Source organism: Pseudomonas sp. DF11, from assembly GCF_058148565.1.
The window spans coordinates 92,252-117,839 of the sequence record NZ_JBYVYN010000010.1 but is presented as its reverse complement, the minus strand read 5'-3'; the positions used below and the strand labels follow the sequence as shown (position 1 = coordinate 117,839).

The window sequence follows — 25,588 nt, the reverse complement described above, 5'->3', positions numbered from 1 at the left end:
AGGCCTCTCGATTTGCGACGGTGTAGCCCGGCTGCACACGAGAACTGTCCCTTAGGCGTATCGGAACATTACTCCAGTCGCCTGACCGTTTTCTAGACGGATTTCATAAGAGGAGTCATAAATTGAGCGTTGAAGCTGCCAAGAATGCCCGGGAACTGCTGCTCAAGGAATACCGTGGAATGCTTGCCACTCATTCCAAATCCATGCCCGGCTTTCCGTTCGGCTCCGTCGTGCCCTATTGCCTGGACGAACAAGGCCGGCCCCTGATCCTGATCAGCCGCATCGCCCAGCACACGCACAATCTGCAAAAAGACCCCAAGTGTTCGATGCTGGTAGGCGAGCGGGGCGCGGAGGATGTGCAGGCCGTGGGGCGCCTGACCTATCTGGCCGAGGCCCGGAAACTCGAAGACAGCGCCGCCATCGAGGCTGCCGCCGAGCGTTACTACCGCTATTTCCCTGACTCGCAGAACTACCACAAGGCCCATGATTTCGATTTCTGGGTGCTCGACCCGGTGCGCCATCGCTACATCGGCGGCTTTGGTGCCATCCACTGGATCGACCAGCTCACCCTGGCCAATCCCTTCGCTGGCAAAGCCGAAGCCAGCATGATCGAGCACATGAACGCCGATCACGCCAAGGCCATTGCTCATTACGTGGAGTTGGCCGGCCTGCCGAAAAGCGAACCGGCGCAATTGGTAGGCATCGACAGCGAAGGCATGCACCTGCGTATCGGCCAGGGCCTGCATTGGCTGGCGTTTGCGACGCCTTGCAACACGCCGACACAAGTGCGCGAAGCCTTGGTTTATCTGGCTCACGCCGAGCAATGGCCGAAAAATGCGCAAGTCGACGCTTGAATTCACGAAAGGGCGACGTCATTTAGGTTTTCATAGCAAGGCATTCTTGCGTTGAGGAACCATTTGATGCGCCCTTTTTTGTTGCTCTTTCTGCTGTTCCCGGTGTTGGAGCTGTTCGTATTCGTCAAGGTCAGCGGTGCGATCGGGTTTTTCCCGGCGCTGCTGCTGGTCATTCTCGGCTCGATGCTCGGCGTGTTCGTGCTGCGCATTGCCGGTCTCGCCACCGCGTTGCGGGCTCGTGAAAGCCTGAACCGTGGCGAGCTGCCAGCCCAGACCATGCTTGAAGGCCTGATGCTGGCCTTGGGTGGCGGCCTGTTGATCCTGCCAGGCTTTATCAGCGACGTGGTGGGCCTGGTCATGCTGTTGCCATTCACCCGTCGGATGCTGGCCAATAAAATGCGTCAGCGCGCCGAAGAGCAGGCGATGCGTCAGCGCGCCTTTGCCGATGACCTCCAGCCCCGTGGCGGTCCGGCCCCGCGCCAGCCTGTGGGGCGCGAGCCCAATGTGATCGAAGGCGAGTTCGAACACCGGGATTCCAAGTAAAACCATCGATACGGCGCCTTCGGGCGCCGTGTTCGTTTTGGCTGCGCGAAGTAAAAAAATTTCTCCCCCCGCCCTTGTAATCCACTTGTACGCCCTTATGTAACGGTCACCGCAAGGTTTCCGGTGGTGACACCGGACAGACTTCTGCGGTTCGACTGACGAACCGCACCCGGCTTTGCCGGCTTTGTTAAACCCGCCGGGACTACACCGGCCGATGAAAACCACAATTAGGAGAGATCGACAATGAAGCTTCGTCCTCTGCATGACCGCGTCGTCGTCCGTCGCAGCGAAGAAGAAAAGAAAACCGCTGGCGGTATCGTCCTGCCAGGTTCGGCTGCTGAAAAGCCAAACCAGGGTGAAGTCCTCGCTGTAGGCCCAGGCAAAGCACTGGAAAACGGTGAAGTACGTGTGCTGTCCGTGAAAGTGGGTGACAAGGTTGTTTTCGGCCCTTACTCCGGTAGCAACACTGTGAAAGTTGATGGCGAAGACCTGCTGGTTATCGGCGAGAGCGAAATCCTCGCTGTTATCGAAGGCTGATTCCCCGCTCATTTTTCCGCGACTACAAAGTATTTAAGGAATATCGATCATGGCTGCTAAAGAAGTTAAATTCGGCGATTCCGCCCGCAAGAAAATGCTCGCCGGTGTCAACGTCCTGGCTGACGCAGTAAAAGCGACCCTGGGCCCGAAAGGCCGTAACGTGATCATCGAGAAGAGCTTCGGCGCTCCGACCATCACCAAGGACGGCGTTTCCGTAGCCAAGGAAATCGAGCTCAAGGACCGCTTCGAAAACATGGGCGCGCAACTGGTCAAGGACGTTGCCTCCCGTGCCAACGACGACGCCGGTGATGGCACCACCACCGCTACCGTCCTGGCTCAATCGATCGTCAACGAAGGCCTGAAAGCCGTCGCTGCCGGCATGAACCCGATGGACCTCAAGCGCGGCATCGACAAGGCGACCATCGCCATCGTCAAGGAACTCAAAGGCCTGTCCAAGCCATGCGCTGACACCAAGGCAATCGCCCAGGTCGGCACCATCTCCGCCAACTCCGACAGCTCCATCGGCGACATCATTGCCGAAGCCATGGAAAAAGTCGGTAAAGAAGGTGTGATCACCGTTGAAGAAGGCTCGGGCCTGGAAAACGAACTGTCGGTTGTAGAAGGCATGCAGTTCGACCGTGGCTACCTGTCCCCGTACTTCGTCAACAAGCCGGATACCATGACCGCCGAGCTCGACGGCCCGCTGATCCTGCTGGTGGACAAGAAGATCTCCAACATCCGCGAAATGCTGCCAGTGCTGGAAGCTGTTGCCAAAGCCGGTCGCCCACTGCTGATCGTGGCTGAAGACGTCGAAGGCGAAGCCTTGGCGACTCTGGTTGTGAACAACATGCGTGGCATCGTTAAAGTCGCAGCCGTCAAGGCTCCGGGCTTCGGCGACCGTCGCAAGGCCATGCTGCAGGACATCGCCGTACTGACCGGCGGTACCGTTATCTCCGAAGAGATCGGCCTGAGCCTGGAAAGCACCACCCTGGAGCACCTGGGTAACGCCAAGCGCGTGATCCTGTCCAAGGAAAACACCACCGTGATCGACGGTGCCGGCGTCGAGGCTGACATCCAGGCTCGCGTTACCCAGATCCGCGCACAAGTGGCCGAGACTACGTCCGACTACGACCGTGAAAAACTGCAAGAGCGCCTGGCCAAGCTGTCCGGCGGCGTTGCGGTGATCAAGGTTGGCGCTGGTTCCGAAGTTGAAATGAAAGAGAAGAAAGCCCGCGTTGAAGACGCCCTGCACGCTACCCGCGCAGCCGTTGAAGAAGGCGTGGTACCTGGCGGCGGCGTGGCACTGGTTCGTGCCCTGCAAGCCATCAGCGAACTCAAAGGCGACAACGATGACCAGAACGTTGGCATCCAGTTGCTGCGTCGCGCTGTAGAAGCTCCACTGCGCCAGATCGTTGCCAACTCCGGCGACGAGCCAAGCGTTGTGGTCGACAAGGTCAAGCAGGGTTCGGGTAACTACGGTTACAACGCTGCCACCGGCGAATACGGCGACATGATCGAAATGGGTATCCTGGACCCAGCCAAAGTGACTCGTTCGGCCCTGCAAGCGGCTTCGTCGATTGCCAGCCTGATGATCACCACCGAGGCGATGATCGCTGAAATCAAGGAAGACGCTCCAGCTGGCGGCGGCATGCCAGACATGGGCGGCATGGGTGGCATGGGCGGCATGATGTAAGCCAGCCTTACCCCTGTAGCGAAAAACCCCGCCTGCGAAAGCAGGCGGGGTTTTTTAATGCCTTGGGTTTGTCCCGGTCCTTGAAATAGCACCCATTCCTGTGGGAGCGGGCTTGCTTGCGAAAGCGGTGGGTCAGTCAATCAGGCATCGACTGATACTCCGCTTTCGCGAGCAAGCCCGCTCCCACATTTGGATCTGTGTCAGGCACTGGCAGGATGGGTTACGGCTACACGTTCGGCGGTGAAGGCCGGTCGGTACAGGATGTAGTAGTAACACCCCAGGCAAATCAGCCAACAGAACACCGCAGTCCACACGTTGTGGGAAAAGAAGTGCGCGCCTTGCATCATCCGGCCCACGGAAAACACCGTGCCCAGGGCAAAGGCGAATACCAGGGCCTGGCGAGCCAGGCGTGGGCGGCGGTCGCGCAGCACGAAGAACAGTGCAAACAGCGTGAAGCCGGTGGCGGCATGTCCACCGGGCCAGCAGCGGCCAGGTTTGTCGGTGGCCGGACGCGGGCTCAGCAATTCACTGTAGGTCTCCTTGCCACCGAACTCCTTCAAACTCCAGGGGCATTGCACCGCCGTCACCGCTTTCATCGGTGTGACGAAGGATGTCGCCAGGGCCAGGGACAATACCAGGCAACCCAGTTCGCGTTTGAATGGCTTGAGCCGGGCGACGAAAAACGAACCGATAAATCCGAGGACCGCCAGTACGGAAAAGGCGATGACAACTTGTTTTGCCCGGTCATGGAGGATGTTTTCCAGAAAATAGCTGTGGCGCCCGATGAAGTCGCCGGTGGCCGGGTCATAGAACAATCGGGCCAAATCCATGTCCAGATCGGTCCACTCCAACAAAACCAGAGTAATTGCCGCAACGGCGGGAATTGTGAGGCACAACCAGAAATTCAGCGGGCGAGGGGTAGGGCGTAGAGCACTCGATGGCATGACAGATCCTGAACCAAGAAAGCGCCCCAGGGCATCAGCCTGGGGCAGTTCGATTAACGTTCGCTGACTTGCTCGACACCCTCCTTGGGTGTTTTCCAGGCAAGCAGCTGTTGCTTGAAGCCATAACTGGCGGTTTGGTAATACGTGATGGCGCGGCTGACCAGTGGGTCTTCGATGTCCGTCCGGGATTCACGACTTTCGGTCAGCGCATCGTCGTGCCGTCGCATACCCTGGCGTGGGCTGAGGATTGCCAGATTCTTGCCGTCGAATAGGCCCAGATGCTGATAATTGCCTACGACGACGCGGGGCGGCAACGAGTTTTCCTGCAACAGGTCGCGACCGAAGAAGGTCGACTGGTAATCCATGTTCAGTAAACCGAGCAAGGTGGGCGCGAGATCGATCTGGCTGGCCAACTGGTCGCTTTCCCGCGGCTCGATCAGCTTCGGCGCGTAGATGAACAGCGGGATCTGATAATTGCTGATCGGCAGGTCTTCCTTGCCGGCGCTGCCAGCGGTATGGTCGGCCACGAAAACGAAGAGGGTGTTATCGAACCACGGTTTTTGCCGTGCCTGCTCCAGAAACTGACCAATGGCGTAATCGGTGTATTTCACTGCCCCGTCACGCCCATTGCCGGACTTGATGTCGATCCGATTGTCCGGATAGGTGTAGGGACGGTGGTTGGATGTGGTCATCAGTTGCAATAGAAATGGCCGCTGCCTGGCGTAATTGGCATCGGCCAGTTTCAACGTCTGTGCGTACAGATCCTCGTCGGCCATGCCCCAGGCATTCTTGAAATGGATCTCGGATTCATCGACGCTACTTTGATCGACGACCCGATAGCCGTTACCACTGAAAAACGCGTTCATGTTATCGAAGTAACCGCGCCCGCCATACACGAATACGCTGTCGTAGCCGACTGCGTTCAATTGCTGGCCAAGGCTGGCGAAGCCGCTTTCCCGGCCAATGCGCTTGACGATCGAGCGTCCTGGGGTCGGTGGAATAGCCAGGGTGATGGCTTCCAGGCCTCGGTCGGTGCGGGTGCCCGTGGCGTAAAAGTTACTGAAATACAGGCTCTGTTTGCGCAAGGCGTCCAGATTGGGTGTCAAGTTGCGTTGGTCACCGTTGCTGCCCAGGTATTTGGCGCTGAGGCTTTCGATGGTTACCAGCACGATGTTCGGTTTACGGGCGGTGCCGGGGTTGTCGACCATTCGGCGGATATCCTGCGGATCCTCACCGATGAAGCGTGTATTGGGCTCGCTCAGTTCGGCACGTATCTGCTGGGCGACGGTGGCTGGGGCCAGGCTGCTATAGAACTGCCCATAATCCAGTTCGTTGTTACGAAACGCCGCGAAGAACTGATACGGGCCGTTGCTCGCCAGTTCGTTCCGATAGGCATTGCCGCCCTGAGCGCGTGGCGCATCCTGGCTGAGCAATTGCAGGCTCAGGCCCGCGACAGCCAACAGTCCTAATGCACTGAGCAGGCGCCCGCGCAAGGGTGGCAATGGCGCGGCCAGCGCGGTATTGAACGGTTTGCCCAAAGCCAGGCTCAAGCCCGTGGCCAGTACCGCGAGAATCGTCAGTAGGGTGCCGATTGGGTACGATTCCAGCACGTTGTTCAGCACTTCATCGGAATAGACCAGGTAGTCGACAGCAATGAAGTTGAAGCGCACGCCGAACTCATCCCAGAACAGCCATTCGGCGACGGCGGTGAACAACATGACGAATATGCTGACGGTCAGCAGCCCCCGAAGAAACCAGCGGTGACCACGACGGTGCCATAGGGCGGGAGGACAAATCAGCAAATACAACCCCATCGGCAAGATTGCATAGGCAAGAAATCCCAGGTCATACAGCAGGCCGGTGCCAAACACGGAAAACGCGACGCCGCCAGCCTCATCCAGGTGAGTGAGCAGCAGAACGGTTCGGGTCAGGAGAAATATCACCAGCCAGGTGCTGGTGATCAACAGCAGAAAGCGCATGGGCGCTGCTTTGATAAAGTCCATTTACTACTTTCCTTATATATCAATCCGATAGCGCGAGAGTGTTGCTCCTTCACTGTAGTCAGGTCGTGAATCGATAGTGAAAAAACTATAAAAAACTGATGGGTGGTAGATGTCGATTTTCCGCAGCCTCCAGCCCTAGCCCTGAATCGGCATTGGCCGTAAGCTGCGCGGGCCAAGATGGCCGTTAACCGTATACGCAGGAGGTGCCCATGCGAATTCTATTGGTTGAAGACAACCGCGACATCCTGGCCAATCTGGCCGATTACCTGGGGCTCAAGGGCTACACCGTCGATTGTGCCCAGGATGGTTTGTCGGGCTTGCACCTGGCCGCTACCGAACACTACGACCTGATCGTGCTCGACATCATGTTGCCGGGCATCGACGGCTATACCTTGTGCAAGCGCCTGCGCGAAGACGCCCGGCGCGATACACCGGTGATCATGCTCACAGCCCGGGATCAGTTGGACGATCGTCTGCAGGGTTTCAAGTCCGGGGCCGATGACTATCTGATCAAACCGTTTGCCCTGTCGGAACTGGCCGCGCGGATCGAAGCCGTCATGCGCCGCGCCCAGGGCGGTGGTCGCCGTGCCTTGCAGGTCGGCGACCTGAGCTACGACCTCGATACGCTGGAAGTGACCCGTGAAGGCAAGCTGCTCAAGCTCAACCCCGTAGGCCTCAAGCTGCTGGCGGTACTGATGCAGAAAAGCCCCCATGTACTGCGCCGCGAAATCCTCGAAGAAGCCTTGTGGGGCGATGACTGCCCGGACAGCGACAGCCTGCGCAGCCACGTCCATCAACTGCGCCAGGTGATCGACAAACCGTTCGACAAACCGTTGTTGCACACCGTGCACGGCGTCGGCTATCGCTTGGCCGAGGGCCGCGATGGAGTTTAAGCAAAGCCTTGCCCAACGGATCATTATCGCCTTTGCGCTGATGAGTGCGTTGGTGGCGGGGGCGTTCGCCATGGGCATCGTGGCGACGGTCCACCTTGTGGAAGAAAAGCTGATTTCCGCCGGGCTTGGGGGCGATCTGCAACGCTTGCTGTTGATGGACAGTGTTTCGGACTGGAACCATCGGCCGGAACCCGACCAGCTGTTTTATTTCAGCGGCGGCCCAGGCGATTTCGAGCTGCCCAAGGACCTGCGCCATCTGGAGCGTGGTTTCCACGAAGTGTTTCGCGAACAGTTGTCGTATCACGCCATGGTCGAGATCGTGGACGGTCGGCACTACGTGTTGCTGCAAGACCAGAGCGACTTTGAAGAGCGCGAGCGGGTGCTGTTCGCCGTGGTGCTGGTGGGCTTTGTGCTCAGCCTGGCACTGGCGGTATTTCTGGGCTGGGTCCTGGCCCGCCGGGTGATGGCGCCGGTGGTCCGCCTGGCCCGGCAGGTGCGTCATCGCGACCAGCTCCTCGGCCTCGCTCCGCCGCTGGCCCCGGATTATGCCGCCGATGAAGTGGGTGAGCTGGCTGTGGCGTTCGATGCAACCCTGGGACGCTTGCGCCAGGCCCTGACCCGCGAGCGATTGTTTACCAGCGACGTGAGCCACGAATTGCGCACACCGCTGATGGTCCTGGCGACCTCCTGTGAGTTGCTGCTGGAAAACCCGGCGCTGGACCAGCGTGGTCGGACCCAGGTCGAGCGCATCAACAGGGCCAGTGAAGAGATGCGTGAACTGGTGCAGACCTTCCTGATGCTCGCCAGGGCTCAGCGCGAAGACAGCGGGTCGCCTCGCCTGACCTTGGGGCAGGTGGCCGAGAACCTCCTTGGGGTATGGCGCGGGTCCATCGAGTCCAAAGGCCTGACGCTGATTTTCGAGCCCGGGCAAACCGCCGAAACCCTGTACAACGCCACGTTCCTGACTGCCGTGATGGGCAATTTGCTGCGCAACGCCCTGCACTACACCGATCAGGGCTTCATCCGCCTTTCGCTGACCGCTACCGGGTTCGTGGTCGAGGACAGCGGTGTGGGCATCCCGGAGGAGAAGCGCGAGGCGATGTTCGAGCCATTCGTGCGTGGCAATGAAAAGCGCGGCGAGGGGCTGGGGTTGGGGTTGTCACTGGTGCAACGGATCTGCGAGAACCAGGGCTGGACGGTGAGTCTCAGCACGATGGAACCCAACGGTTGCCATTTCGAGGTGGAATTGAATCCGATAGTGTGATCGCCAATACCGGAAAAGTCTTGTAAAGATTCGGTCATTTACATGACAAAGTTTTCACAAAGCGATGACCTGACCCTGACATGTCAATTCATAAGGTGGGGGCTACTCAGACAGGGAGGCCCCCATCAATGCCCGATCCCATCAAGCTCGATTTTTCCGAGAAATACGACGAGCAGCATGCCCAAAGATATTTTCAAAAGCATCGAAGCAATTTGAGTCGTCGCCTTTCCAATCAACGAGACCAGCAACTGGCCCGCCGTGCATTAGCCCTGGTGGGCGACCCTGGCCTGGTGCTGGACTTGCCCTGCGGTGCCGGGCGATTCTGGCCCTTGTTGGCCGAAAAGCCGAACCGGGTCATCATCGGCGCGGACAATTCCGAAGCCATGCTCAAGACCGCAATGGAGTCTCAACCGGTCGATGTCGTGAAACGGGTACAACCCTTGCACACTTCTGCGTTCGACATTGCTCTGCCTGATAGCGCCGTTGACAGCATTTTTTGTATGCGCCTGCTGCACCACATCGGTGAACCCGCGCATCGGCTCGCAATTCTTAAGGAATTCGAGCGCGTTACCCGTGATAGCGTGATTGTTTCATTATGGGTCGATGGCAATTTCAAGGCCTGGAAACGCAAGCGGCAGGAACGTACTCGTGGGCAGAAAGGCTACCAGAATCGATTTGTGTTACCGGTTGCTACAGTAGAGGATGAGTTTCGGCAGGCAGGGTTTCGCATTCAGGAACGACTGGATTTTCTACCGCTCTATGCCATGTGGCGAGTTTATGTATTACGCAAGAGGTAAGGGCATGGGTGTACAGGTAGCAGGGACATCAACGATTCTGCTCGACGACTTCGAACATTTCTGGAGTCAGCAGGGTGAATGGGTGGAAGAACCCAATGTGCGTCGCGGCGGTGAAAGCGGTGTGCAACGGATCAAGAGCAAGGACGGCAAGCTGCTTTATGCCAAGCGCCAGACTGGCCATATTTATCGCAGTTGGCTGCACCCGTTCGGTAGACCGACCGTGCTGCGGGAGCAAGACGCACTTCTGGCGTTGACCCGTCTGGGTGTCCGTGTCCCCAAACTCATTTTCTGTGGCGCCCAGCGGGACCCGATTCACAAGTGGCGCGCGCTGCTGGTGACCCAAGCGCTGGAAGGGTTTGAAGAGATCGAGCACTGGTATGCCGCAGGTGGTCGCGAGCGTCATGGCGAAGCGGTGCATGATCAAATCCTCCTGGCACTGGCGCAAAACCTGGCTCTCATGCACAAGGGGCGTTGGCAACATGGCTGTATCTACATCAAGCACGTCTTTGTGCGCGTGACCGGAGAGGGTGAGGCGGCCAAGGCCGAAGTGGCATTGCTCGATTTTGAAAAGTGTCGCCAGCGCCTGACCGCCCGGCGTGCCGCGTCCCATGACCTCAAGCAGTTGCGGCGCCATTCGTCGTTCAGCGATGCCGATTGGAAAAAACTCGTCTACTTTTATGAGACGGCGTTTGGCAGCGCTATCAAAGGTTTATAGCGATGAAACTAGAAATTGCTAGAGGTTTGTTTTTAGTCGGAGCCCTGGCAGTTGCATCGATGGCGGTGGCTGTGTGGGAACAGCCACGCTCGCAGATCCTCAGTGCTTCGAATGCTGATGCGCATTGCCCTTTGCCACGCGTGGCAAAGGCCAGCGAGGCGATTCGACCGGACAATGATCTGCTGCTGTTCATGTTCAGCCTGTCCCAGGGGATGAGGCCGCAAAGTTGAGAGACATGAAGCCAAAATAAAGGCCTCGCTTGTGCGAGGCCTTTATTTTTAGACTCTAATCCAACATACAAGTCTTCAGTCGAACATCAAACCTGTTGCGAGGGGATTTATCCCCGTTGGGGCGCGTAGCGGCCCCTGTACATGGAAGCGCGGTGTGCCAGACCGGTTGGGTTCAAGTGTTTTGGGGCTGCTGCGCAGCCCAGCGGGGATAAATCCCCTCGCCACAAAGCCCCCCACTCTCCTCTCCAACAGAATCAGGCTTTGTCCGGCTTGGCCAGCAGCGTGTAGACACAGGGCAACACGAACAGCGTGAACAGGGTGCCAATCGACATCCCGGTAGCGATCACCGTACCGATGTCGAAACGGCTCACGGCCCCGGCGCCCGTGGCGAGGATCAGCGGCACCATGCCGAACACCATTGCCGCGGTGGTCATCAACACTGGCCGCAGACGAATCGAAGCCGCTTGTTCCACTGCGTCCCTTGGCGTCAGTCCCTGCTCCCTGCGCAACTGGTTGGCGAATTCGACAATCAGGATCCCGTGCTTGCTGATCAGGCCAATCAGCGTCACCAGGCCCACCTGGGTGTAGATGTTCATGCTCGACCAGCCGAGGAACAGCGGAATCAAGGCGCCGCAAATCGACAGTGGCACTGTCACCAGGATCACCAACGGGTCCCGGAAGCTTTCGAACTGCGCGGCCAGCACCAGGAAGATGATCGCCAGGGCCAGGGCAAAGGTCACCCACAACGCGCTGCCTTCCTGTACGAATTGGCGCGAAGCCCCGGCGTAATCGAAGGCGAACCCTACCGGGGCCTCCTCCCGGGCGATCTGGCGGACGGTCTCGATGGCCTCGCCCATGCTCACGATGGGGAAGCCTGAAATCGTCACCGCATTGAGTTGCTGGAACTGGTTCAGTTGTCGCGGTCGCGCCCGGTCGCTGACCTTGATCAGGGTCGACAACGGTAGCGATTCACCCTTGGCATTTTTCACGTAGTAGTTGTTCAACCAGTCCGGGTTGTCCCGGAAGGGACGCTCGACCTGGGCAATGACCTTGTAGCTGCGACCCTCGAGGGTGAAGCGATTGATCTCGGCTTCACCCAGCAGTGTCGCCAGGGTGCCACCCAGGTCCTGCATCGAAACGCCCATCTGGGCGGCCTTGGCGCGATCGATGTCCACCACGACCTCGGGCTTGTCGAACGCAAGGTCAATGTCCATGAAGGCGAACTTGCCGGATTCCAATGCACGCTTTTTGACCCGGTCGGCGATCTCCAGCAGCGTCGCGTAGTCCTTCGGCGAATTGATGACGAACGCAAACGGCAAGCCTTCGCCGGTGCCTGGCAGCGAGGGCAGGTTGAAACCGAAGATCTGCAAGCCAGGCACGCTTTCCAGCTTGGCCTGGACCTCTGGCAGGATTTCCATCTGGGTGCGGCTGCGTTCGTTCCAGGGCTTGAGCAGGAAGCCGCCGATGCCTGACTGCACGCCGTTGTAGCCGTTGATCTGGAACGAGGAGTAGTACTCCGGGAACTCCTTGAAGATGGTAATGAAGTGGTCGGTGTACGTGTTCAGGTAGTCGAGGTTGGTTGGCTGCGGGGCGTTGGCCATCATGAAGATGATGCCCTGGTCCTCGTCGGGGGCCAGTTCGGACTTGGTGAACATGATCAGCACCGGGATCAGCAGCAGGACGATCACCGCGAACACCAGCACCACCGGCCGGGTGTTGAGCGTGCCGTGAAGCATGCGCTGGTAACGGCTCTTCAAGCGTTCGAAGACCATGTCCAGCCGGTGGGCCAGGCCCGATGGGTTCTCATCGTGGCGCAGGAGCATGGCGCACATCATCGGCGACAGGGTCAGGGCGACGATCCCGGAGATCACCACCGCCCCGGCCAGGGTCAATGCGAACTCCTTGAACAACGCGCCCGTCAGGCCCTGGAGCAGGCCGATCGGTGCATACACCGCCGCCAGGGTGATGGTCATCGAGACCACCGGCATGGCGATTTCCCGGGCACCTTCTATCGCGGCGTCGAACGGGGTCTTGCCTTCCTCGATGTGCCGGTGAATGTTCTCCACCACCACGATGGCGTCGTCCACCACCAGGCCGATGGCGAGCACCATGGCCAGCAGTGTCAGCAGGTTCATCGAGTAGCCCATCAGTTGCATGAAGAACATCACGCCGATCATCGACAGCGGGATGGTTACCACCGGGATGACCACCGAACGCAGGGCACCGAGGAACAGGAACACCACGACGATGACGATCAGCACCGCCTCGAACAGGGTTTTCACCACCTCGTCGATGGAGGCCTGGATGAACAGGGTGGCATCGTAGGCGATCTCGGCCTTGAGGTTGGTCGGAAGCTGGGCCTCCATGTCCGGCATGATCTTGCGCACTTCCTTGATCACATCCAGCGGGTTCGCACCGGGTGTGGCCTTGATCCCGATGTACACCGAGGGCGTCCCACCAAAGGAGCTGATGGTGTCGTAGTTCTCGGCGCCCATTTCCACCCGGGCCACGTCCCGCAGCAACACGCGGCTGTCGCCGTCGGTCTTGAGCGGGATCGCGGCGAAGGCCTCGGCGGACTTGAGTTCGGTATTGGCGTTGATGCTGGTGACCACATACTCGCCTTTCACTTCACCGGCAGCGGAGAGGAAGTTGTGCTGGCGCACGGCATTGGTCACGTCGGCGGCGGTCAGGCCGAAGCCGGCGAGCTTGACCGGGTCCAGCCACAGGCGCATGGCGAAGACCTGGTTGCCGAGGATCTCCGCCTCGGCCATGCCCGGCAGGGTCGCCAGTTTGGGCTGGATTACCCGCGACAGGTAGTCGGTGATCTGCGGGTTGTTCAGCTCCTTGCTGAAGAAGCTGATGTACATCAGTGCCGAGGCGTCGGCGGCCTCGCGGCTCAGGACAGGGTCCTCGGCGTCCTGGGGCAACTGGTTCTTGACCTCGTTGGCCTTGGCCAGCAGTTCGGTAAAGAGCCGGTCGCTGTTGGAGCCGATGCGGGCGTAGACCGAAATCACCGAGAAGTTCTGGCGACTGACCGAGGTCATGTAGTCGATGCCCTCGGCACTGGCCAGGCTCTGCTGCATCGGTTGGGTAATGTAGCCCTGGATGGTCTCGGCGTTGGCTCCGGGGTAGGCGGTGGTCACCGTGATCAGGGCGTTTTCCATCTGTGGATATTGGCGCAAGGGCAACTTGCTCCAGGCCTGGAAGCCCAGTAGCACGATCAACAGGCTGACCACGGTGGCGAGCACCGGACGGCGGATGAACGGATCGGTAAAAGCCATGGGGGTTCCTTGATCAGTCCGCGCGCGGCGGGCTGTTCTGTTCGGTCAGGGTCTTGTCGTCGCTGATGGCGATGGGCGTACCGTTGTCGAGTTTGATCTGGCCGGCGATCACGACTTGTTCGCCACTCTGCACGCCTTTGGAAACCAGCACTTGTCCGTCACGTCGCTCGCCGGTTTCGACGAAGCGCCGTTCGGCGATCAGGACCGGCTGGCCCTTGTCGTCTTTCTCGATATTGCCGTCGGCGGTTTTCTTCTGGCTCACCACGTACATGGAGTTGCCGTAGAGGGTGTAGGTCACGGCGCTTTCCGGCACGACGATTCCGGCGGCCACCTCCGGCAGGATCACCTGCAGGTTGGCGAACATGCCGGGCAGCAGCTTGCCGTCGGGGTTGGCCAGGGTGGCGCGCACCAATACGTTGCGGGTGCTGTCCTCGACCTTGGGGTTGATCGCGCTGATGGTGCCGACGAAGTTCTGCCCGGGATAGGCCGAGACGCTGACGTTGACCGGCTGGGCAACGGCGAGCCTGGGCACGGTTTGCTCAGGGACGTAGAAGTCCACATAAAGGCTGCTGAGGTCTTGCAGGGTGGCGATCACCGTGCCGCTGGCCAGGTAGTCGCCGACGTCCACCTGGCGAATGCCAATGGTGCCGCTGAACGGCGCCAGGATGTGTTTCTTGGCCAGCGAAGCCTTGAGTTGATTGACCGTGGCCTGGTTCTTTTTCAGTTGCGCCGAGAGTCGGTCGAACTCGCCCTTGGAGATCGCCTGGCTGCCCACCAGTTGTCGGCCGCGACCGAAATCCAGTTGCGACAGGCCAAGGTCGGCCTCGGCGGTTTCCAGCAGGGCGCTTTCGACGTCGCTGTCCAGTTGCAGGAGCGGCTGGCCGGCCTTGACCTTCTGCCCGGACTGGAATTGCACCTTCTGCACGGTCCCGGCAATTTCCAGGCTCAGGTCCACGCCTTGCAGCGCCTTGAGACTGCCAACGGTGGGCAGGCGAGCCTCCCAGGGCTGCTGGGCGGCCGTGGCCACGGCAACGCTGACCGGTGGTTTGGGTGCAGAAAACATCTGGATCTGCTGGTAGACGGAGAAGGCCTTGTAGCCGGCGAGCAACAGCACCACCAGCAGGACAACACCCAACATGATCAGCATGCGGCGTCGCAGCATGTTCCACTTCCTTGGAAAAGAGCTGAGAGAAAATACAGATAGGCGGGCACATTACTCTGAGTGTGCGGGGTATTCCAGATGCTGGCGGGCTGGCAATGCGTGGGATTTTTCCGAAAAATCAGGGAGCTCGGCGCCGATGCGCTTCGCTCCCTGGCTCAGGCCAGATGCAAATGGTTGTCCCAGAGCCCTGCCGGCAAATCCAGTGGTTTTGCAACCAGTTGTGTCTGCCGGCAATCGTAATAGCGGCAGCGTCCTTGGCCCGACGTCACGACGAAACCGTCGGCCACCGCACCCACGCCGGCACAGTCCGGCAGCGGCGCATCCAGGCGTACTTCGCCGCTGTCCAGGTCCCAGATGAAGAAGCGGTTGCCACGCGGAGCGGTCAGGGCCAGCAGGCGCAAGTCGCTGTGCACGGCGACGCTGGCGGTGTAGTGCCCCATGGCCTGCAATTGCTCTTCAGGCACCGGGAACGCCTTGAACGGTTGGCCCGGCCGCTTGATCGCCACCAGTTCCGACGACTCGTGGGCAGCGCCCATGAACTGCTGGCCGGAGACGATGGTGCCGTCGCTGGCAATGCCCAGGTGACGCACGCTGTTCATCGACTGGGCGAGGGTTTCCTTGCTCAGCAGGGTGCCATCGCGCTGCATCAGCACCAGGCTCGGCTCCATGGCGTCGAGGTTCATTTCGACCCGGCTTTCGGCCTCGGTGCGAATGCCGCCATTGGCGACCACCAGCGTTTCGCCATCGGGCATCCACGACACCTGGTGAGGGCCGATGCCATGGCTGGAAATCTCGCCGCTGTGCACCAGCCGCTCGCCTTCGAAGCGGTACACGCCCAATAGCCCGCGTCCCGGGTCGGTGGTGTCGTTCTCGGTCGCATACAGCCATTCGCCGCTTTTGTGGATCACCGCGTGGCCATAGAAATGCCGGTTCGGCAACGAGGTGATGGTTTGCAGCAGCGTTCCTTCGCGCAGGTCGATCAGGTAGCTTTCGGTGCCTGGACGACGGGCGACGAACAGTGCAATCGGCAGTGTCGGATGGTTGATGATGTCATGGCAACGCTGGCCGACCTGGGTGGCGAACACCCGTGTGCCGTCCAGTCGATAGCCGACGGCGTAGTGCTTGCCGTCGCCATCGTCCCGTGCCGAAAGCAGCAGCGGACTCTTGTCCTTTTGCTTGAACAGCGTCCAGCCGCCCAGGGTAACGGCGCCTAGCAGCAAGCTGCCCAGGGCCAGGACCTGACGTCGAAACATGATCAGTCACCGTCGTTGGCGTTGAAGCCCAATTGAATGCCCAGCGCCTTGGCCAGTTCGCCTTCGTGCAGGCGATGGACGACGTTGAGGCTGTCATACAGATCGTTGAGTTGCTGGCGCCCGGCATCGTCGTTGAGCATTTCGGTCAGCGAGCGCTGGCTGCTGGCGAACAATTTCAGCGAGGCATCGTAGGCGGCATCGATCTTGTCGGCCAGTGGTTTCTGGTCGCTTGGCAGCAGGCCGCGCAGGCCCTTGTTGTCCACGCCTGCCCAGACGGTCCTGGCCGCGCTCAGGCTGGCCTCCAGGCCTTGCAACGACGACTGGCTGCGCCAGGCATCGGCCTGGAACGGTTGGGGTACGCCTTTGCTCTGGCGGCCCATCGGCGTGCCGAGTTTTTTCTTCAGCGTATCCAGGGCGGTGACCTGGACCCGCAGCAGGTCGGCGATGGCCTCGTGGGAATCGGCGTAGCGCTGGTTGGGGAATTTGCTCATCTGGGCGAGCATGCCGTCGTTGGTGTTCCAGCGCGACAGGATCTCTTCGGCCAGTTGTTTCTGGCGTTCGCCGATGGCGGTGAGCAGTGGGCAGTACTTGGCTTTTTGCGCACTGTCGGCCATGTCGATCTTGGCGTCGAACAGCAGGTATTCATAGGCCGAGAGGCCCTGGACCACGACGCTGGACTTGGCCAGGCCGGCGGCGTCGATCTGTGGCTCGCTGTTGACCAGTTGCTCGACCTGGCGGCCCACCAGGTTTTTCTTGTCCGGCCAGAACTGCACCTGCCAGGCGCGGTTGCCCTCGGCCAACGGACCGATCAGCAGCGGTTGCAGCTCGGCCCAGGCTTTTTGCGCCTTGAGGAAGTCGGCGCGGGCAGTTTCCAGGTTTTCCTTGCCTTGGCAGAACGCCAGGGCGCTGCTCGCCAGTTGCCGGTCGGCATCGACCCAGCGGCTGTAGGTCGGCAGGATCACTTGCTTGGCGATGGCGGCCGAGGTGACGGCTTGTGGATCCTGGGGCGAGCAGGCGCCAAGGGCGATGGCGGCGAGGCTGGTGAACAACAGCTTGGGACGGAACATGTCGTGCTCCCACTTCTGGAAAAGGCGTTTAAAGGGAATTCAGGAAGGCCAGCAACGCGGCGCGCTGCTCGGCATTGAACGATAAAACCTGGCGCTGCGCCGCTTGTGCTTCGCCGCCATGCCATAGCACGGCTTCGAGCAAGTCACGGGCACGACCGTCATGCAGGAACTGGGTGTGGCCGTTGACGGTTTCGGTCAGGCCGATGCCCCATAGCGGCGGGGTTCGCCAGTCACGGCCGCTGGCCTTGAATTCGCTGCGGTTGTCGGCCAGGCCTTCGCCCATGTCATGCAGCAGCAGGTCGGTGTAGGGGCGGATGACCTGGTTTGCCAGCTCCGGTTCGGCGGCGTTGGCGGCGGTGGTGTATTTCGGTGTGTGGCAAGACTGGCAGCCGGCCTGGAAAAACAGGTTCTTGCCCGCCAGCACTTGGGGCGAGTTCACGTCGCGACGGGCCGGTACGGCGAGGTTGCGGCTGTAGAACAGCACCAGGCGCAGGATGTTGTCGCTGACTTCCGGCTCGCCGTTCGGGCCGTTGCCGCTGGGGGCGCGCTTGCAGTCGACCTGGGTCTCGGTGCAATCGTCGAACGGCCGCAGGCTGGTGGTCAGGCCCATGTCGCCGGAGAACGCGTGGACGTTCTGTTGGTTGAGATTGGGTTGCCCGGCCTTCCAGCCGAACCGTCCCAGGACGGTTTTTTGCCGGGCATCGTCCCAGACCTGGTTGGGACGCCCGGTAATGCCGTTTTTCTCCCGGGCCTGGGCCTCGGCGTTGGCCAGGATGGCTTCGTCGGGAATGGCCTCGAGCAACCCCAGGCCGATCATCGGCGGGGCGACGCGGGCGGAAAAACGCGTGTCCGGGTGCATTGGCCCATAGGCCAGCTGGGTGATCTGCAGGTTTGGCTTGCGCAATTCCACGACGGTGCCGTCCTTGAAACGCACCGGGACTGGCGTGTAATCGACCCGCACCTTGCCTTCGGGGGCGACGCCGGGCACGGACATGTCCTGCAACTGCCCACCGTAGACCGGTTCCGGCACTACGCCCAATTGTTCGATGAGCTTGGCGTAAGGCGGCGCATCGGGAATCGACAGGCGCACCAGCATCGATACCGCATTGCTCGCGTCCGGCGCTGGCGGGTGGCCGCGACCGTCCTTGATATGGCAGTTTTGGCAGGCGTTGGTGTTGAACAAGGGCCCGAGGCCGTCCCGGGCGGTGGTGGTCGAGGGGGCGATCACCCAGGGGCTGCGGAAGAAACTGTTGCCGACGCTGAAATCCACGCGCCGTGAGGGCGGCAGGTTGGCCGAGGGCAGGGAAAAGGCGTTCTGATCGCTCTTGCGTACCGTCGCGGCGCCACCGGAACGGGCTTCACCCGGTTCGGCCTGGGTAAAACGCGGGGCATCATCGCAGGCACTCAGGCCCAGGGCCATGAACAGTGCACATAAACGAAGAGGCAACGACGGCATCGGACGACCTGGGAAATGAGTGAAAACGAGGGCGCAAAGTCTAACAGGGCGGGGCTGTTTGAATAAGAGGAATTATCGTTTGGTTTTATTCATTGTGGCGAGGGGATTCACCCCCGTTGGGGCGCGAAGCGGCCCCTGCGTTCTGTCTGAGCACCTGTTGGCAATTTGGGGCTGCTGCGCAGCCCAGCGGGGATAAATCCCCTCGCCACAGGTTAGTGTTGGGTGCATTTTTAGTGTTACGGCTGGACCACCGCCCCCGGCACCAACGGCAGTTCCAGGCTCGCGATGAATCCGCCCCCAGGGTGATTGGCCAGCACCAACGCGCCACCGTGACGTTCGGCGGCACGGCGTGCAATCGCCAGGCCCAGGCCATGGCCGGCGGCGGTCTGGCCGGGGGCGCGGAAGAACGGTTCGCCCAATTGCCCCAGGTGCTCGGCCTCCACGCCAGGGCCGTGGTCGCGCACGCTGATCAGGATCCGTTCGCCCTGGCGCAGCGCGCGCATCTCGATGGGTTGCCCGGCGGGATTGAAGCGCTGGGCGTTGCGCAGCAGGTTGTCCACCGCTCGCTCGATCATGGTCGGCCAGCCCTTGAGGGTCAGGTCTGCCTCGGTTTCGAGGTGCACGGTTTGTTCCGGTGACGCCAGTTGCGCATCTTTTTGCAGGGTGACCAGCAAGCCGTTGAGTTCCACCTCTTCGGCGCTGGCGTTGTCGGCATCGACCCGGGCCAATACCAGGATTTCGCTGATCAGCGCTTCCAGGCGATCGCATTCGCGGGTCAGGCGCGGCCAGAGTTTTTCGCGCTCCTCGGGGCTGGCCCGTTCAGCCAATGCCAGGGCAATACGCAGCCGGGCCAGGGGCGAGCGCAATTCGTGGGACACGTCGCGCAGCAGTTGTCGCTGGCTGGCGATCAAGCTTTGCAGGCGCGCGCCCATGCGGTTGAAGTCAGTGGCCAATACGCCGAACTCGTCCCGCCGGTTGGCCAGCTTGGCGAGGCTGTTCTGCTGATAGGCGGCCTGGCCCAGGTCATGCACCGCGCCGCGCAGGCGGTTCAGCGGGCGGGTGATGGAGAGGGTCACCAGCAGACTGAACAGGGTCAGCACCACCAGCGCGATCCCCAGTGCACTGAGGGGCCAGAGCAGGCTGCCGCGATGCCAGGCGTCCAGTTCGGGATGGGGAATGCGGTAGATGAATAGGTAAGTGTCGCCGGTTTTGGCGCTGGTGAATTCGTCGGTCAGCCGCCGCCAGGGCAGGCGTCGATCGTTGCCATTCTGTCGAGCTTCGAAGGCCTCGGCGCGATGGGGGAAGGTGCCGCGTACTACCGGGTCGCCGCTTTCGTTGAACACCTGAACGTCGATGTGATACTGGCGCTTGCGCTGTTGCAGGATGTCCTGTGCCGCGTCCTCGCCCTGGCTTTCGTAGGTTTGGGTCCACTCTTCGGGCAGGGTATTGAGGCCCGGGTGGCGGCTGAGGATCCAGGCGTCCTGGTTCAGCATGTGGCCCATCAGGATCGAAAGTCCCGCAACCAGGGCGATGGCCAGCCAGAAACTGGCCAGGATGCGCCAGAACAATGAACGCACGGTCAATCCTCGAAAACAAAGAAAGCCCAACGGCGATCTGCCGTTGGGCTGGGGAGCTTCAGCGCATTATTGCGCTTTTTGCGGCTGTTGCGCTTTCCAGGCCTTGAACTCGGCCCACTCGGCGCGACGCTCGGCTTGCTTCTTCTGGATCGCATCGAACGCTTTTTGCTGTTCAGGCTTGAGCAAGCTGCGGATCTGGGCGTCGACTTTCTGGTGCCGGGCTTCCATTTCGTCTTGCATGGCTTTCTGGTCGGCTGGTGACAGTTTGGCCAGGTATTTCTCTACCAGCTCGCGGCGTTCATGGCGCTGTTCGCCCATGATCTGGCGGATCTGCTGGCGTTGTTCACGGCTCAGGTTCAGTTCGCTGAACGGACCTTTGTCGTGCATCATGCCGCCGTGACGCGGGCCATCCATCGGACCCATCGGGCCGGCGTCTCCAGGCATGGCCATGGCGACGGTGGGCAGGGCGGCAGCGAACATCAGAGCGATAAGGGTCTTGCGCATGGGGTATCTCCTTGTCTCATTCCCGGTCAGTTCCGGATGTGTGCAGATTACGGAGATCAAGGTCAGCGGCGGTCAGGGGTGGGTAAAGCTTGGGTAAAGACGGTTTGGTGTGGCGCTGACAAAACCGTGTGAGCGAAACACAGAATTGTGGCGAGCGGATTTATCCCCGCTGGGGCGCGTAGCGGCCCCCTCGGTTTCATCTGACACACCGCAGTGGTAGGGATAGTTTGGGGGGCGCTTCGCACCCCAGCGGGGATAAATCCCCTCGCCACAGGGATCGGTGGTGTCCTAGAGGCTGTAGTAATAACCACGGCTACGCAGGGCCACGATGCGCGGGCGGCCGTCGGGGTGGGGGCCGATTTTCTTGCGCAGGTTGCTCACGTGCATGTCGAGGCTGCGGTCGTACAGGGTCAGCTTGCGGCCCAGGGCGATCTGCGCCAGTTCCTGCTTGTCCAGGGGCTCGCCCGGCTGCTTGAGCAACGCTTCGAGCAGGCGGCTTTCGGACACGGTGAGGGTCTGTTCCTGTTCATCGATGCTGACCACGCCACGCACCGGGCTGAAGGTCAGGTCACCCAGTTCGATCTGGCTGGACACCGCCGCCGGGTGACTGCGGCGCAACACGGCGCGCAGGCGGGCGGTCAGTTCCCGTGGGTCGCAGGGTTTGGCCAGGTAATCGTCGGCCCCCAATTCGAGGCCAAGGATGCGGTCCAGTGGTTCACCACGGGCCGAGAGCATCAGCACCGGCAGCTCCGGGTGATCGTTGCGTAGCTGCTTGAGCAGTTCCAGGCCGCTGCCGTCGGGCAGCATCACATCCAATACCACCGCCGCCGGGGCGGTTTCGGCCAGGGCCTTGCGGGCACTCTGGCCGTCGTGGCAGGCACGGACCTGAAAACCTTCCTGGCTCAACCAACTTACGAGGAGCTCGCACAGCTCCTGGTCATCGTCTATCAGTAACAGCTCGCTCATGACTCACTCAATTTAGCCATTGCCGACGTTGTCTACGTCCACCGCTGGCAAAGATACCGCAGAGCAGGGCCAATAGCGCTACCCCGGCGCCGATGACAAACCATTGCTGTTGATCGGTCAACAGGCGAGGCAGGGGGCTGGCCTGGGCTTCCTTGAGTTGCAGCTTCAGGCGCTGGTTCTCCTGGCGCAGCCGGGCCAGCAATGCGCTCTCGCGTTCGCTGTCGGCGCTTTGCAATTGCTTGCTCAGTTCTTCGCGCTGGCGTTCGCTGTCTTTCAAGCGTTGCTGCAGTTCGGCGATCTGGCCGCCGGCGCTCAGGGACAAGGGGGTCGAATGATTGGCATCGGTGCTCTCCTCGCCATGGGCGGGTGCCCCGACCGCCAATGTGACCAATAACAGGCACAACGGACCTTTGCGCATTGCAACTCCTGAATTCCAATCGAGATTAGACAGGTTGTCGGCAGGCAAACGAGAAAAATGAGCAATTGAGCGCAATGAGCCGCGAAGGCTCATCGCGCCGGGGGATTACGGCATGGATTGCTTGAATGGCTTGACCACGACATTGGCGTAGACGCCGGCCGCGACGAACGGGTCGGCCTCGGCCCAGGCTTGTGCCGCAACCAGGGAGTCGAACTCGAGCACCATCAGGCTGCCACTGAAACCTGCGGCGCCCGGGTCATTGCTGTCCACCGCCGGGTGCGGGCCGGCCAGCACGACGCGGCCTTCGGCCTGGAGTTTTTGCAGGCGCTCCAAGTGCGCGGGACGAGCGGCCTGGCGTTTTTCCAGGGAGTTGGCGACGTCGGTAGCAATGATTGCGTAGAGCATGTCAGTCCTCGGTTTTTGGCGTGGTGGGGTCGGCATCATGCAGGTGACGGGACAGGTAGATACCCTGGCCAATCAGGAACAACAGGGTCATGCCCAAGCTACCGAAGACCTTGAAGTCGACCCAGTAGTCCTGGAACGTGAACGCAACGAACAGGTTGGCAGCGCCGCAGAACAGGAAAAAAGCGATCCAGGCGATGTTCAGCCGGGTCCAGATCAGGTCCGGCAGGTTCACGGCATGGCCCATGATGCGCTTGATCAGCAGGCGGTCACCGACGAAGTGGCTGCCGATAAAGGCCAGGGCGAACAGCCAGTTGACCACCGGAGCTTTCCATTTGAGGAAGGTTTCGCTGTGGAAGGCCAGGGTCAGGCTGCCGAAGACAAGGCAGGCGATCAGGGTCAGCCACTGGCTCTTCTCCAGTTTGCGCTGGGATACGAACAATGCACCGTAGACCACCAGGGAGCTGATGATCAGCACCGCTGTGGCGCTGTAAATACCGCCTACAGTCAAGGAATGACCGGCGAAGTCGACGGCTCGTGGATCAAGTTTGTAGACGATGAAAAACAGCAGGAGCGGGATGAAGTCGATGAATTGTTTCACAGTGGCAGCCAGAAGCAGGATGTGGCGGCATAATAACAAACATCCTTGGCCGCGATAGGGCCAGCTGATTTGAGGTAACAAACTCTCGTGAATGTTGATTTGCACTGCCATAGCACGGCCTCCGATGGCGCCCTGGCGCCTGCGGTTCTGGTGGCGCGGGCGTTCGAGCACGGCGTGCGAGTCCTGGCCCTGACCGATCACGATACCCTCGAAGGCCTCGACGAGGCCCGCGGCGCCGCCACGGCGCTGGGCATGCAGCTGGTCAATGGGGTCGAGCTGTCCTGCACTTGGGGTGGGGCGACCATCCATGTGCTGGGCTATGGTTTCGATGTGAATGCGCCAGCGTTGGTCCAGGCCATCGCACAACTGCGCGACGGGCGCTGGCTGCGTTCCGAGGAGATCAGTCGCAAGCTGGCCCTCAAGGGCATGCCCGGTGCGCTGGACGGCGCCCGGCAGATCCAGCAGGAACTGGGCGACAGTGGCAACGCACCGGCCCGGCCACACTTTGCCGACTGGATGGTGCGCGAAGGCTTCGTCAAGGACCGCGCCGAAGCGTTCCGCAAATGGTTGGGGGCCGGCAAGCTGGGTGACGTCAAGCAGCACTGGCCGACACTGGAAGAAACCGTCGAGACCCTGCGGGCCGCTGGCGCCTGGGTCAGCCTGGCACATCCTTGGCACTATGATTTCACCCGCAGCAAGCGCCGTCGCCTGGTCGCCGACTATATTCAAGCAGGAGGCCATGCCATCGAGGTGGTCAACGGCCATCAGCCTGCCGAGCAGGTCGGCAGCCTGGCGATCCTGGCCCGTGAATTCGGTCTGCTGGTCACCGCCGGCAGTGATTTCCATGGCCCTGGGGGCTGGTCCGAGATAGGCGAATACCGCCCGTTGCCGGAAGATCTGCCACCACTATGGTGTAGATTCAAACATGATCCCGTTACCGCCGCCGTCTGAACAGGTAGAACACGTGAGTCAATTTTTCCAGATTCATCCGGAAAACCCGCAAGCGCGCCTGATCAAACAGGCTGTGGAAATCATTCGTGGTGGGGGCGTGGTGGTCTATCCCACTGACTCGTCCTACGCCATTGGTTGCCAGATCGGTGACAAGAATGCCGTGGAGCGAGTAAGACGCCTGCGTCAACTGGATGACAAGCACAACTTCGCGCTGATCTGCAGCGACCTGTCGCAGTTGGGCCTGTTCGCCAAGATCGACACCGGCACCTTCCGCCTGCTCAAGGCCCATTTGCCAGGGCCGTATACCTTCATTCTCAACGCCACCCGGGAAGTCCCGCGGCTGTTGCTGCACCCGAAAAAACGCACCATCGGCCTGCGGGTGCCGAGCCATCCCATCGCCCTGGCGCTGCTGGCGGAGCTGGGCGAGCCGCTGATGAGCGTGACGTTGATCATGCCCGGTGAGACCGAGCCGTTGACCGATCCCTATGAGATGCGCCAGATACTCGAGCATCAGGTGGACCTGATCATCGACGGCGGTTTCGGCGGCATGTCGGCGTCCACGGTGATCAACCTGGCCGATGGCGAGCCCCAGGTGGTGCGCGTCGGTTGTGGCGATCCGACGCCGTTCATGGTCGAGGCCTGAATGTCCGCCGTGGAAACCGTCGTGGACAGTGCAGACAGCCAGGCCGGCGCGCAGCAGGAACTGCCGTTCGCCATGGTCTACGGCCAGGCGGTCATGGAAATGCCCCTGGACCTGTACATTCCGCCGGATGCGCTGGAAGTGTTCCTCGAAGCCTTCGAGGGCCCGCTCGACCTGCTGCTGTACCTGATCCGCAAACAGAACATCAACATCCTCGACATCCCTGTGGCGGAAATCACCCGTCAGTACATGGGCTACGTCGAGTTGATGCAGTCGGTGCGCCTGGAACTGGCGGCCGAGTACCTGGTGATGGCGGCCATGCTCGCCGAGATCAAGTCGCGGATGTTGCTGCCGCGTTCGGCCGAGGTCGAAGCGGAAGAAGATGACCCGCGCGCCGAGCTGATCCGTCGCTTGCAGGAGTACGAACGCTTCAAGGTCGCCGCCGAAGGCCTTGATGGTTTGAACCGGGTTGGGCGCGATGTGGTGGTGCCCAAGCTCGATGCACCCGAGGCGCGGGCGCGCAAGTTGCTTCCGGATGTGAGCCTGGAAGAGTTGCTGATGTCCATGGCTGAGGTCCTGCGCCGGGGCGATATGTTTGAAAGTCACCAGGTCAGCCGCGAAGCGCTGTCCACCCGCGAGCGCATGAGCGATGTGCTGGAGCGGCTCAAGGGTGGCGGCTTCGTGCCGTTCGTCGAGCTGTTTACCGTCGAGGAAGGGCGCTTGGGGGTGGTGGTGACGTTTATGGCGATCCTGGAATTGGTCAAGGAATCCTTGGTCGAGCTGGTGCAGAATGAGCCGTTCGCAGCGATCCACGTGCGGGCACGAGCCGAATAACGA

The 25,588-nt window shown here is 60.8% G+C and carries 25 protein-coding genes; 12 read left to right on the top strand and 13 right to left on the bottom strand.

Going from position 1 to position 25,588, the window contains the following annotated elements; translation table 11 throughout:
* The first annotated feature begins 122 nt into the window (after nucleotides 1-122).
* The 4 genes from AC30D9_RS25045 to groL all read left to right on the top strand — a co-directional run bounded on the left by AC30D9_RS25045 (nucleotide 123) and on the right by groL (nucleotide 3,627).
* On the top strand, nucleotides 123-854 hold the full coding sequence (locus AC30D9_RS25045; RefSeq protein WP_134925520.1) for a HugZ family pyridoxamine 5'-phosphate oxidase: 732 nt from the start codon (nucleotides 123-125) through the stop codon (nucleotides 852-854).
* Nucleotides 855-920: 66 nt separating this feature from the next.
* The gene (locus AC30D9_RS25040) at nucleotides 921-1,397 is read left to right on the top strand and encodes an FxsA family protein (RefSeq protein WP_109753860.1); all 477 of its coding nucleotides are present in this window, start codon (nucleotides 921-923) and stop codon (nucleotides 1,395-1,397) included.
* Nucleotides 1,398-1,640: 243 nt separating this feature from the next.
* Nucleotides 1,641-1,934, top strand: a complete 294-nt coding sequence (locus AC30D9_RS25035) for a co-chaperone GroES (protein WP_490145078.1) — start codon at nucleotides 1,641-1,643, stop codon at nucleotides 1,932-1,934.
* A 49-nt stretch (nucleotides 1,935-1,983) separates the two neighbouring features.
* On the top strand, nucleotides 1,984-3,627 hold the full coding sequence (gene groL / locus AC30D9_RS25030; protein WP_134925519.1) for a chaperonin GroEL: 1,644 nt from the start codon (nucleotides 1,984-1,986) through the stop codon (nucleotides 3,625-3,627).
* A gap of 200 nt (nucleotides 3,628-3,827) precedes the next feature.
* Here groL and AC30D9_RS25025 read toward each other — a convergent pair whose 3' ends face one another.
* Both AC30D9_RS25025 and AC30D9_RS25020 read right to left on the bottom strand, forming a co-directional pair.
* Nucleotides 3,828-4,571: a phosphatase PAP2 family protein gene (locus AC30D9_RS25025; protein WP_307575487.1), complete on the bottom strand. Its 744-nt coding sequence runs from the start codon at nucleotides 4,569-4,571 to the stop codon at nucleotides 3,828-3,830.
* 53 nt (nucleotides 4,572-4,624) lie between these two features.
* Nucleotides 4,625-6,574 (bottom strand): LTA synthase family protein, encoded by a 1,950-nt coding sequence (locus AC30D9_RS25020; RefSeq protein ID WP_490145077.1) that lies wholly within the window; start codon nucleotides 6,572-6,574, stop codon nucleotides 4,625-4,627.
* A 209-nt stretch (nucleotides 6,575-6,783) separates the two neighbouring features.
* Here AC30D9_RS25020 and colR point away from each other — a divergent pair, with 209 nt between their 5' ends.
* The 5 genes from colR (at nucleotide 6,784) to AC30D9_RS24995 (ending at nucleotide 10,473) form a co-directional block, all read left to right on the top strand.
* Nucleotides 6,784-7,467, top strand: coding sequence for a two-component system response regulator ColR (gene colR / locus AC30D9_RS25015; protein ID WP_025215158.1), 684 nt, complete (start codon nucleotides 6,784-6,786; stop codon nucleotides 7,465-7,467).
* Nucleotides 7,457-8,731 carry a sensor histidine kinase gene (locus AC30D9_RS25010; protein WP_134925517.1) on the top strand — a complete coding sequence of 425 codons (1,275 nt, stop codon included), beginning with the start codon at nucleotides 7,457-7,459 and terminating at the stop codon, nucleotides 8,729-8,731. Before colR ends, AC30D9_RS25010 begins: the two co-directional genes overlap by 11 nt.
* Before the next feature lie 128 nt (nucleotides 8,732-8,859).
* Nucleotides 8,860-9,528, top strand: coding sequence for a class I SAM-dependent methyltransferase (locus tag AC30D9_RS25005; RefSeq protein ID WP_109753866.1), 669 nt, complete (start codon nucleotides 8,860-8,862; stop codon nucleotides 9,526-9,528).
* Between the two features lie 4 nt (nucleotides 9,529-9,532).
* Nucleotides 9,533-10,243: a lipopolysaccharide kinase InaA family protein gene (locus AC30D9_RS25000; RefSeq protein WP_134925515.1), complete on the top strand. Its 711-nt coding sequence runs from the start codon at nucleotides 9,533-9,535 to the stop codon at nucleotides 10,241-10,243.
* Nucleotides 10,244-10,245: 2 nt separating this feature from the next.
* Entirely contained in the window at nucleotides 10,246-10,473 is a 228-nt protein-coding gene (locus AC30D9_RS24995; RefSeq protein ID WP_109753868.1) for a hypothetical protein, read from the top strand.
* Nucleotides 10,474-10,727: 254 nt separating this feature from the next.
* On the opposite strand, the gene AC30D9_RS24990 is transcribed toward AC30D9_RS24995, so the two are convergent.
* The 11 genes from AC30D9_RS24990 to AC30D9_RS24940 form a co-directional block, all read right to left on the bottom strand.
* Nucleotides 10,728-13,754 (bottom strand): multidrug efflux RND transporter permease subunit, encoded by a 3,027-nt coding sequence (locus tag AC30D9_RS24990; RefSeq protein ID WP_134925514.1) that lies wholly within the window; start codon nucleotides 13,752-13,754, stop codon nucleotides 10,728-10,730.
* Nucleotides 13,755-13,767: 13 nt separating this feature from the next.
* Entirely contained in the window at nucleotides 13,768-14,916 is a 1,149-nt protein-coding gene (locus AC30D9_RS24985) for an efflux RND transporter periplasmic adaptor subunit (protein WP_307575478.1), read from the bottom strand.
* Between the two features lie 155 nt (nucleotides 14,917-15,071).
* The gene (locus AC30D9_RS24980) at nucleotides 15,072-16,169 is read right to left on the bottom strand and encodes a DUF1513 domain-containing protein (RefSeq protein WP_490145076.1); all 1,098 of its coding nucleotides are present in this window, start codon (nucleotides 16,167-16,169) and stop codon (nucleotides 15,072-15,074) included.
* A gap of 2 nt (nucleotides 16,170-16,171) precedes the next feature.
* The gene (locus AC30D9_RS24975; protein ID WP_116833304.1) at nucleotides 16,172-17,236 is read right to left on the bottom strand and encodes an imelysin family protein; all 1,065 of its coding nucleotides are present in this window, start codon (nucleotides 17,234-17,236) and stop codon (nucleotides 16,172-16,174) included.
* A gap of 28 nt (nucleotides 17,237-17,264) precedes the next feature.
* Nucleotides 17,265-18,692: a di-heme oxidoreductase family protein gene (locus AC30D9_RS24970; RefSeq protein ID WP_134925511.1), complete on the bottom strand. Its 1,428-nt coding sequence runs from the start codon at nucleotides 18,690-18,692 to the stop codon at nucleotides 17,265-17,267.
* A 236-nt stretch (nucleotides 18,693-18,928) separates the two neighbouring features.
* The gene (locus AC30D9_RS24965; RefSeq protein WP_490145075.1) at nucleotides 18,929-20,269 is read right to left on the bottom strand and encodes a sensor histidine kinase; all 1,341 of its coding nucleotides are present in this window, start codon (nucleotides 20,267-20,269) and stop codon (nucleotides 18,929-18,931) included.
* 66 nt (nucleotides 20,270-20,335) lie between these two features.
* On the bottom strand, nucleotides 20,336-20,773 hold the full coding sequence (locus tag AC30D9_RS24960) for a Spy/CpxP family protein refolding chaperone (RefSeq protein WP_134925509.1): 438 nt from the start codon (nucleotides 20,771-20,773) through the stop codon (nucleotides 20,336-20,338).
* Nucleotides 20,774-21,061: 288 nt separating this feature from the next.
* Nucleotides 21,062-21,739, bottom strand: coding sequence for a response regulator transcription factor (locus AC30D9_RS24955; RefSeq protein WP_003178772.1), 678 nt, complete (start codon nucleotides 21,737-21,739; stop codon nucleotides 21,062-21,064).
* A gap of 7 nt (nucleotides 21,740-21,746) precedes the next feature.
* Entirely contained in the window at nucleotides 21,747-22,157 is a 411-nt protein-coding gene (locus AC30D9_RS24950) for an SH3 domain-containing protein (RefSeq protein WP_109753877.1), read from the bottom strand.
* A 105-nt stretch (nucleotides 22,158-22,262) separates the two neighbouring features.
* Entirely contained in the window at nucleotides 22,263-22,562 is a 300-nt protein-coding gene (locus tag AC30D9_RS24945) for a YciI family protein (protein WP_490145074.1), read from the bottom strand.
* 1 nt (nucleotide 22,563) lies between these two features.
* Nucleotides 22,564-23,160 (bottom strand): septation protein A, encoded by a 597-nt coding sequence (locus tag AC30D9_RS24940; protein WP_134925507.1) that lies wholly within the window; start codon nucleotides 23,158-23,160, stop codon nucleotides 22,564-22,566.
* An 87-nt stretch (nucleotides 23,161-23,247) separates the two neighbouring features.
* Here AC30D9_RS24940 and AC30D9_RS24935 point away from each other — a divergent pair, with 87 nt between their 5' ends.
* Genes AC30D9_RS24935 through AC30D9_RS24925 form a run of 3 tightly spaced genes read left to right on the top strand, consistent with a single transcriptional unit; the run spans nucleotide 23,248 to nucleotide 25,585 of the window.
* Nucleotides 23,248-24,111 carry a PHP domain-containing protein gene (locus AC30D9_RS24935; protein ID WP_109753880.1) on the top strand — a complete coding sequence of 288 codons (864 nt, stop codon included), beginning with the start codon at nucleotides 23,248-23,250 and terminating at the stop codon, nucleotides 24,109-24,111.
* 13 nt (nucleotides 24,112-24,124) lie between these two features.
* Nucleotides 24,125-24,754, top strand: coding sequence for an L-threonylcarbamoyladenylate synthase (locus AC30D9_RS24930; protein ID WP_053124883.1), 630 nt, complete (start codon nucleotides 24,125-24,127; stop codon nucleotides 24,752-24,754).
* Nucleotides 24,755-25,585 carry a segregation and condensation protein A gene (locus AC30D9_RS24925; RefSeq protein WP_134925506.1) on the top strand — a complete coding sequence of 277 codons (831 nt, stop codon included), beginning with the start codon at nucleotides 24,755-24,757 and terminating at the stop codon, nucleotides 25,583-25,585.
* The last annotated feature ends 3 nt before the right edge of the window (nucleotides 25,586-25,588 follow it).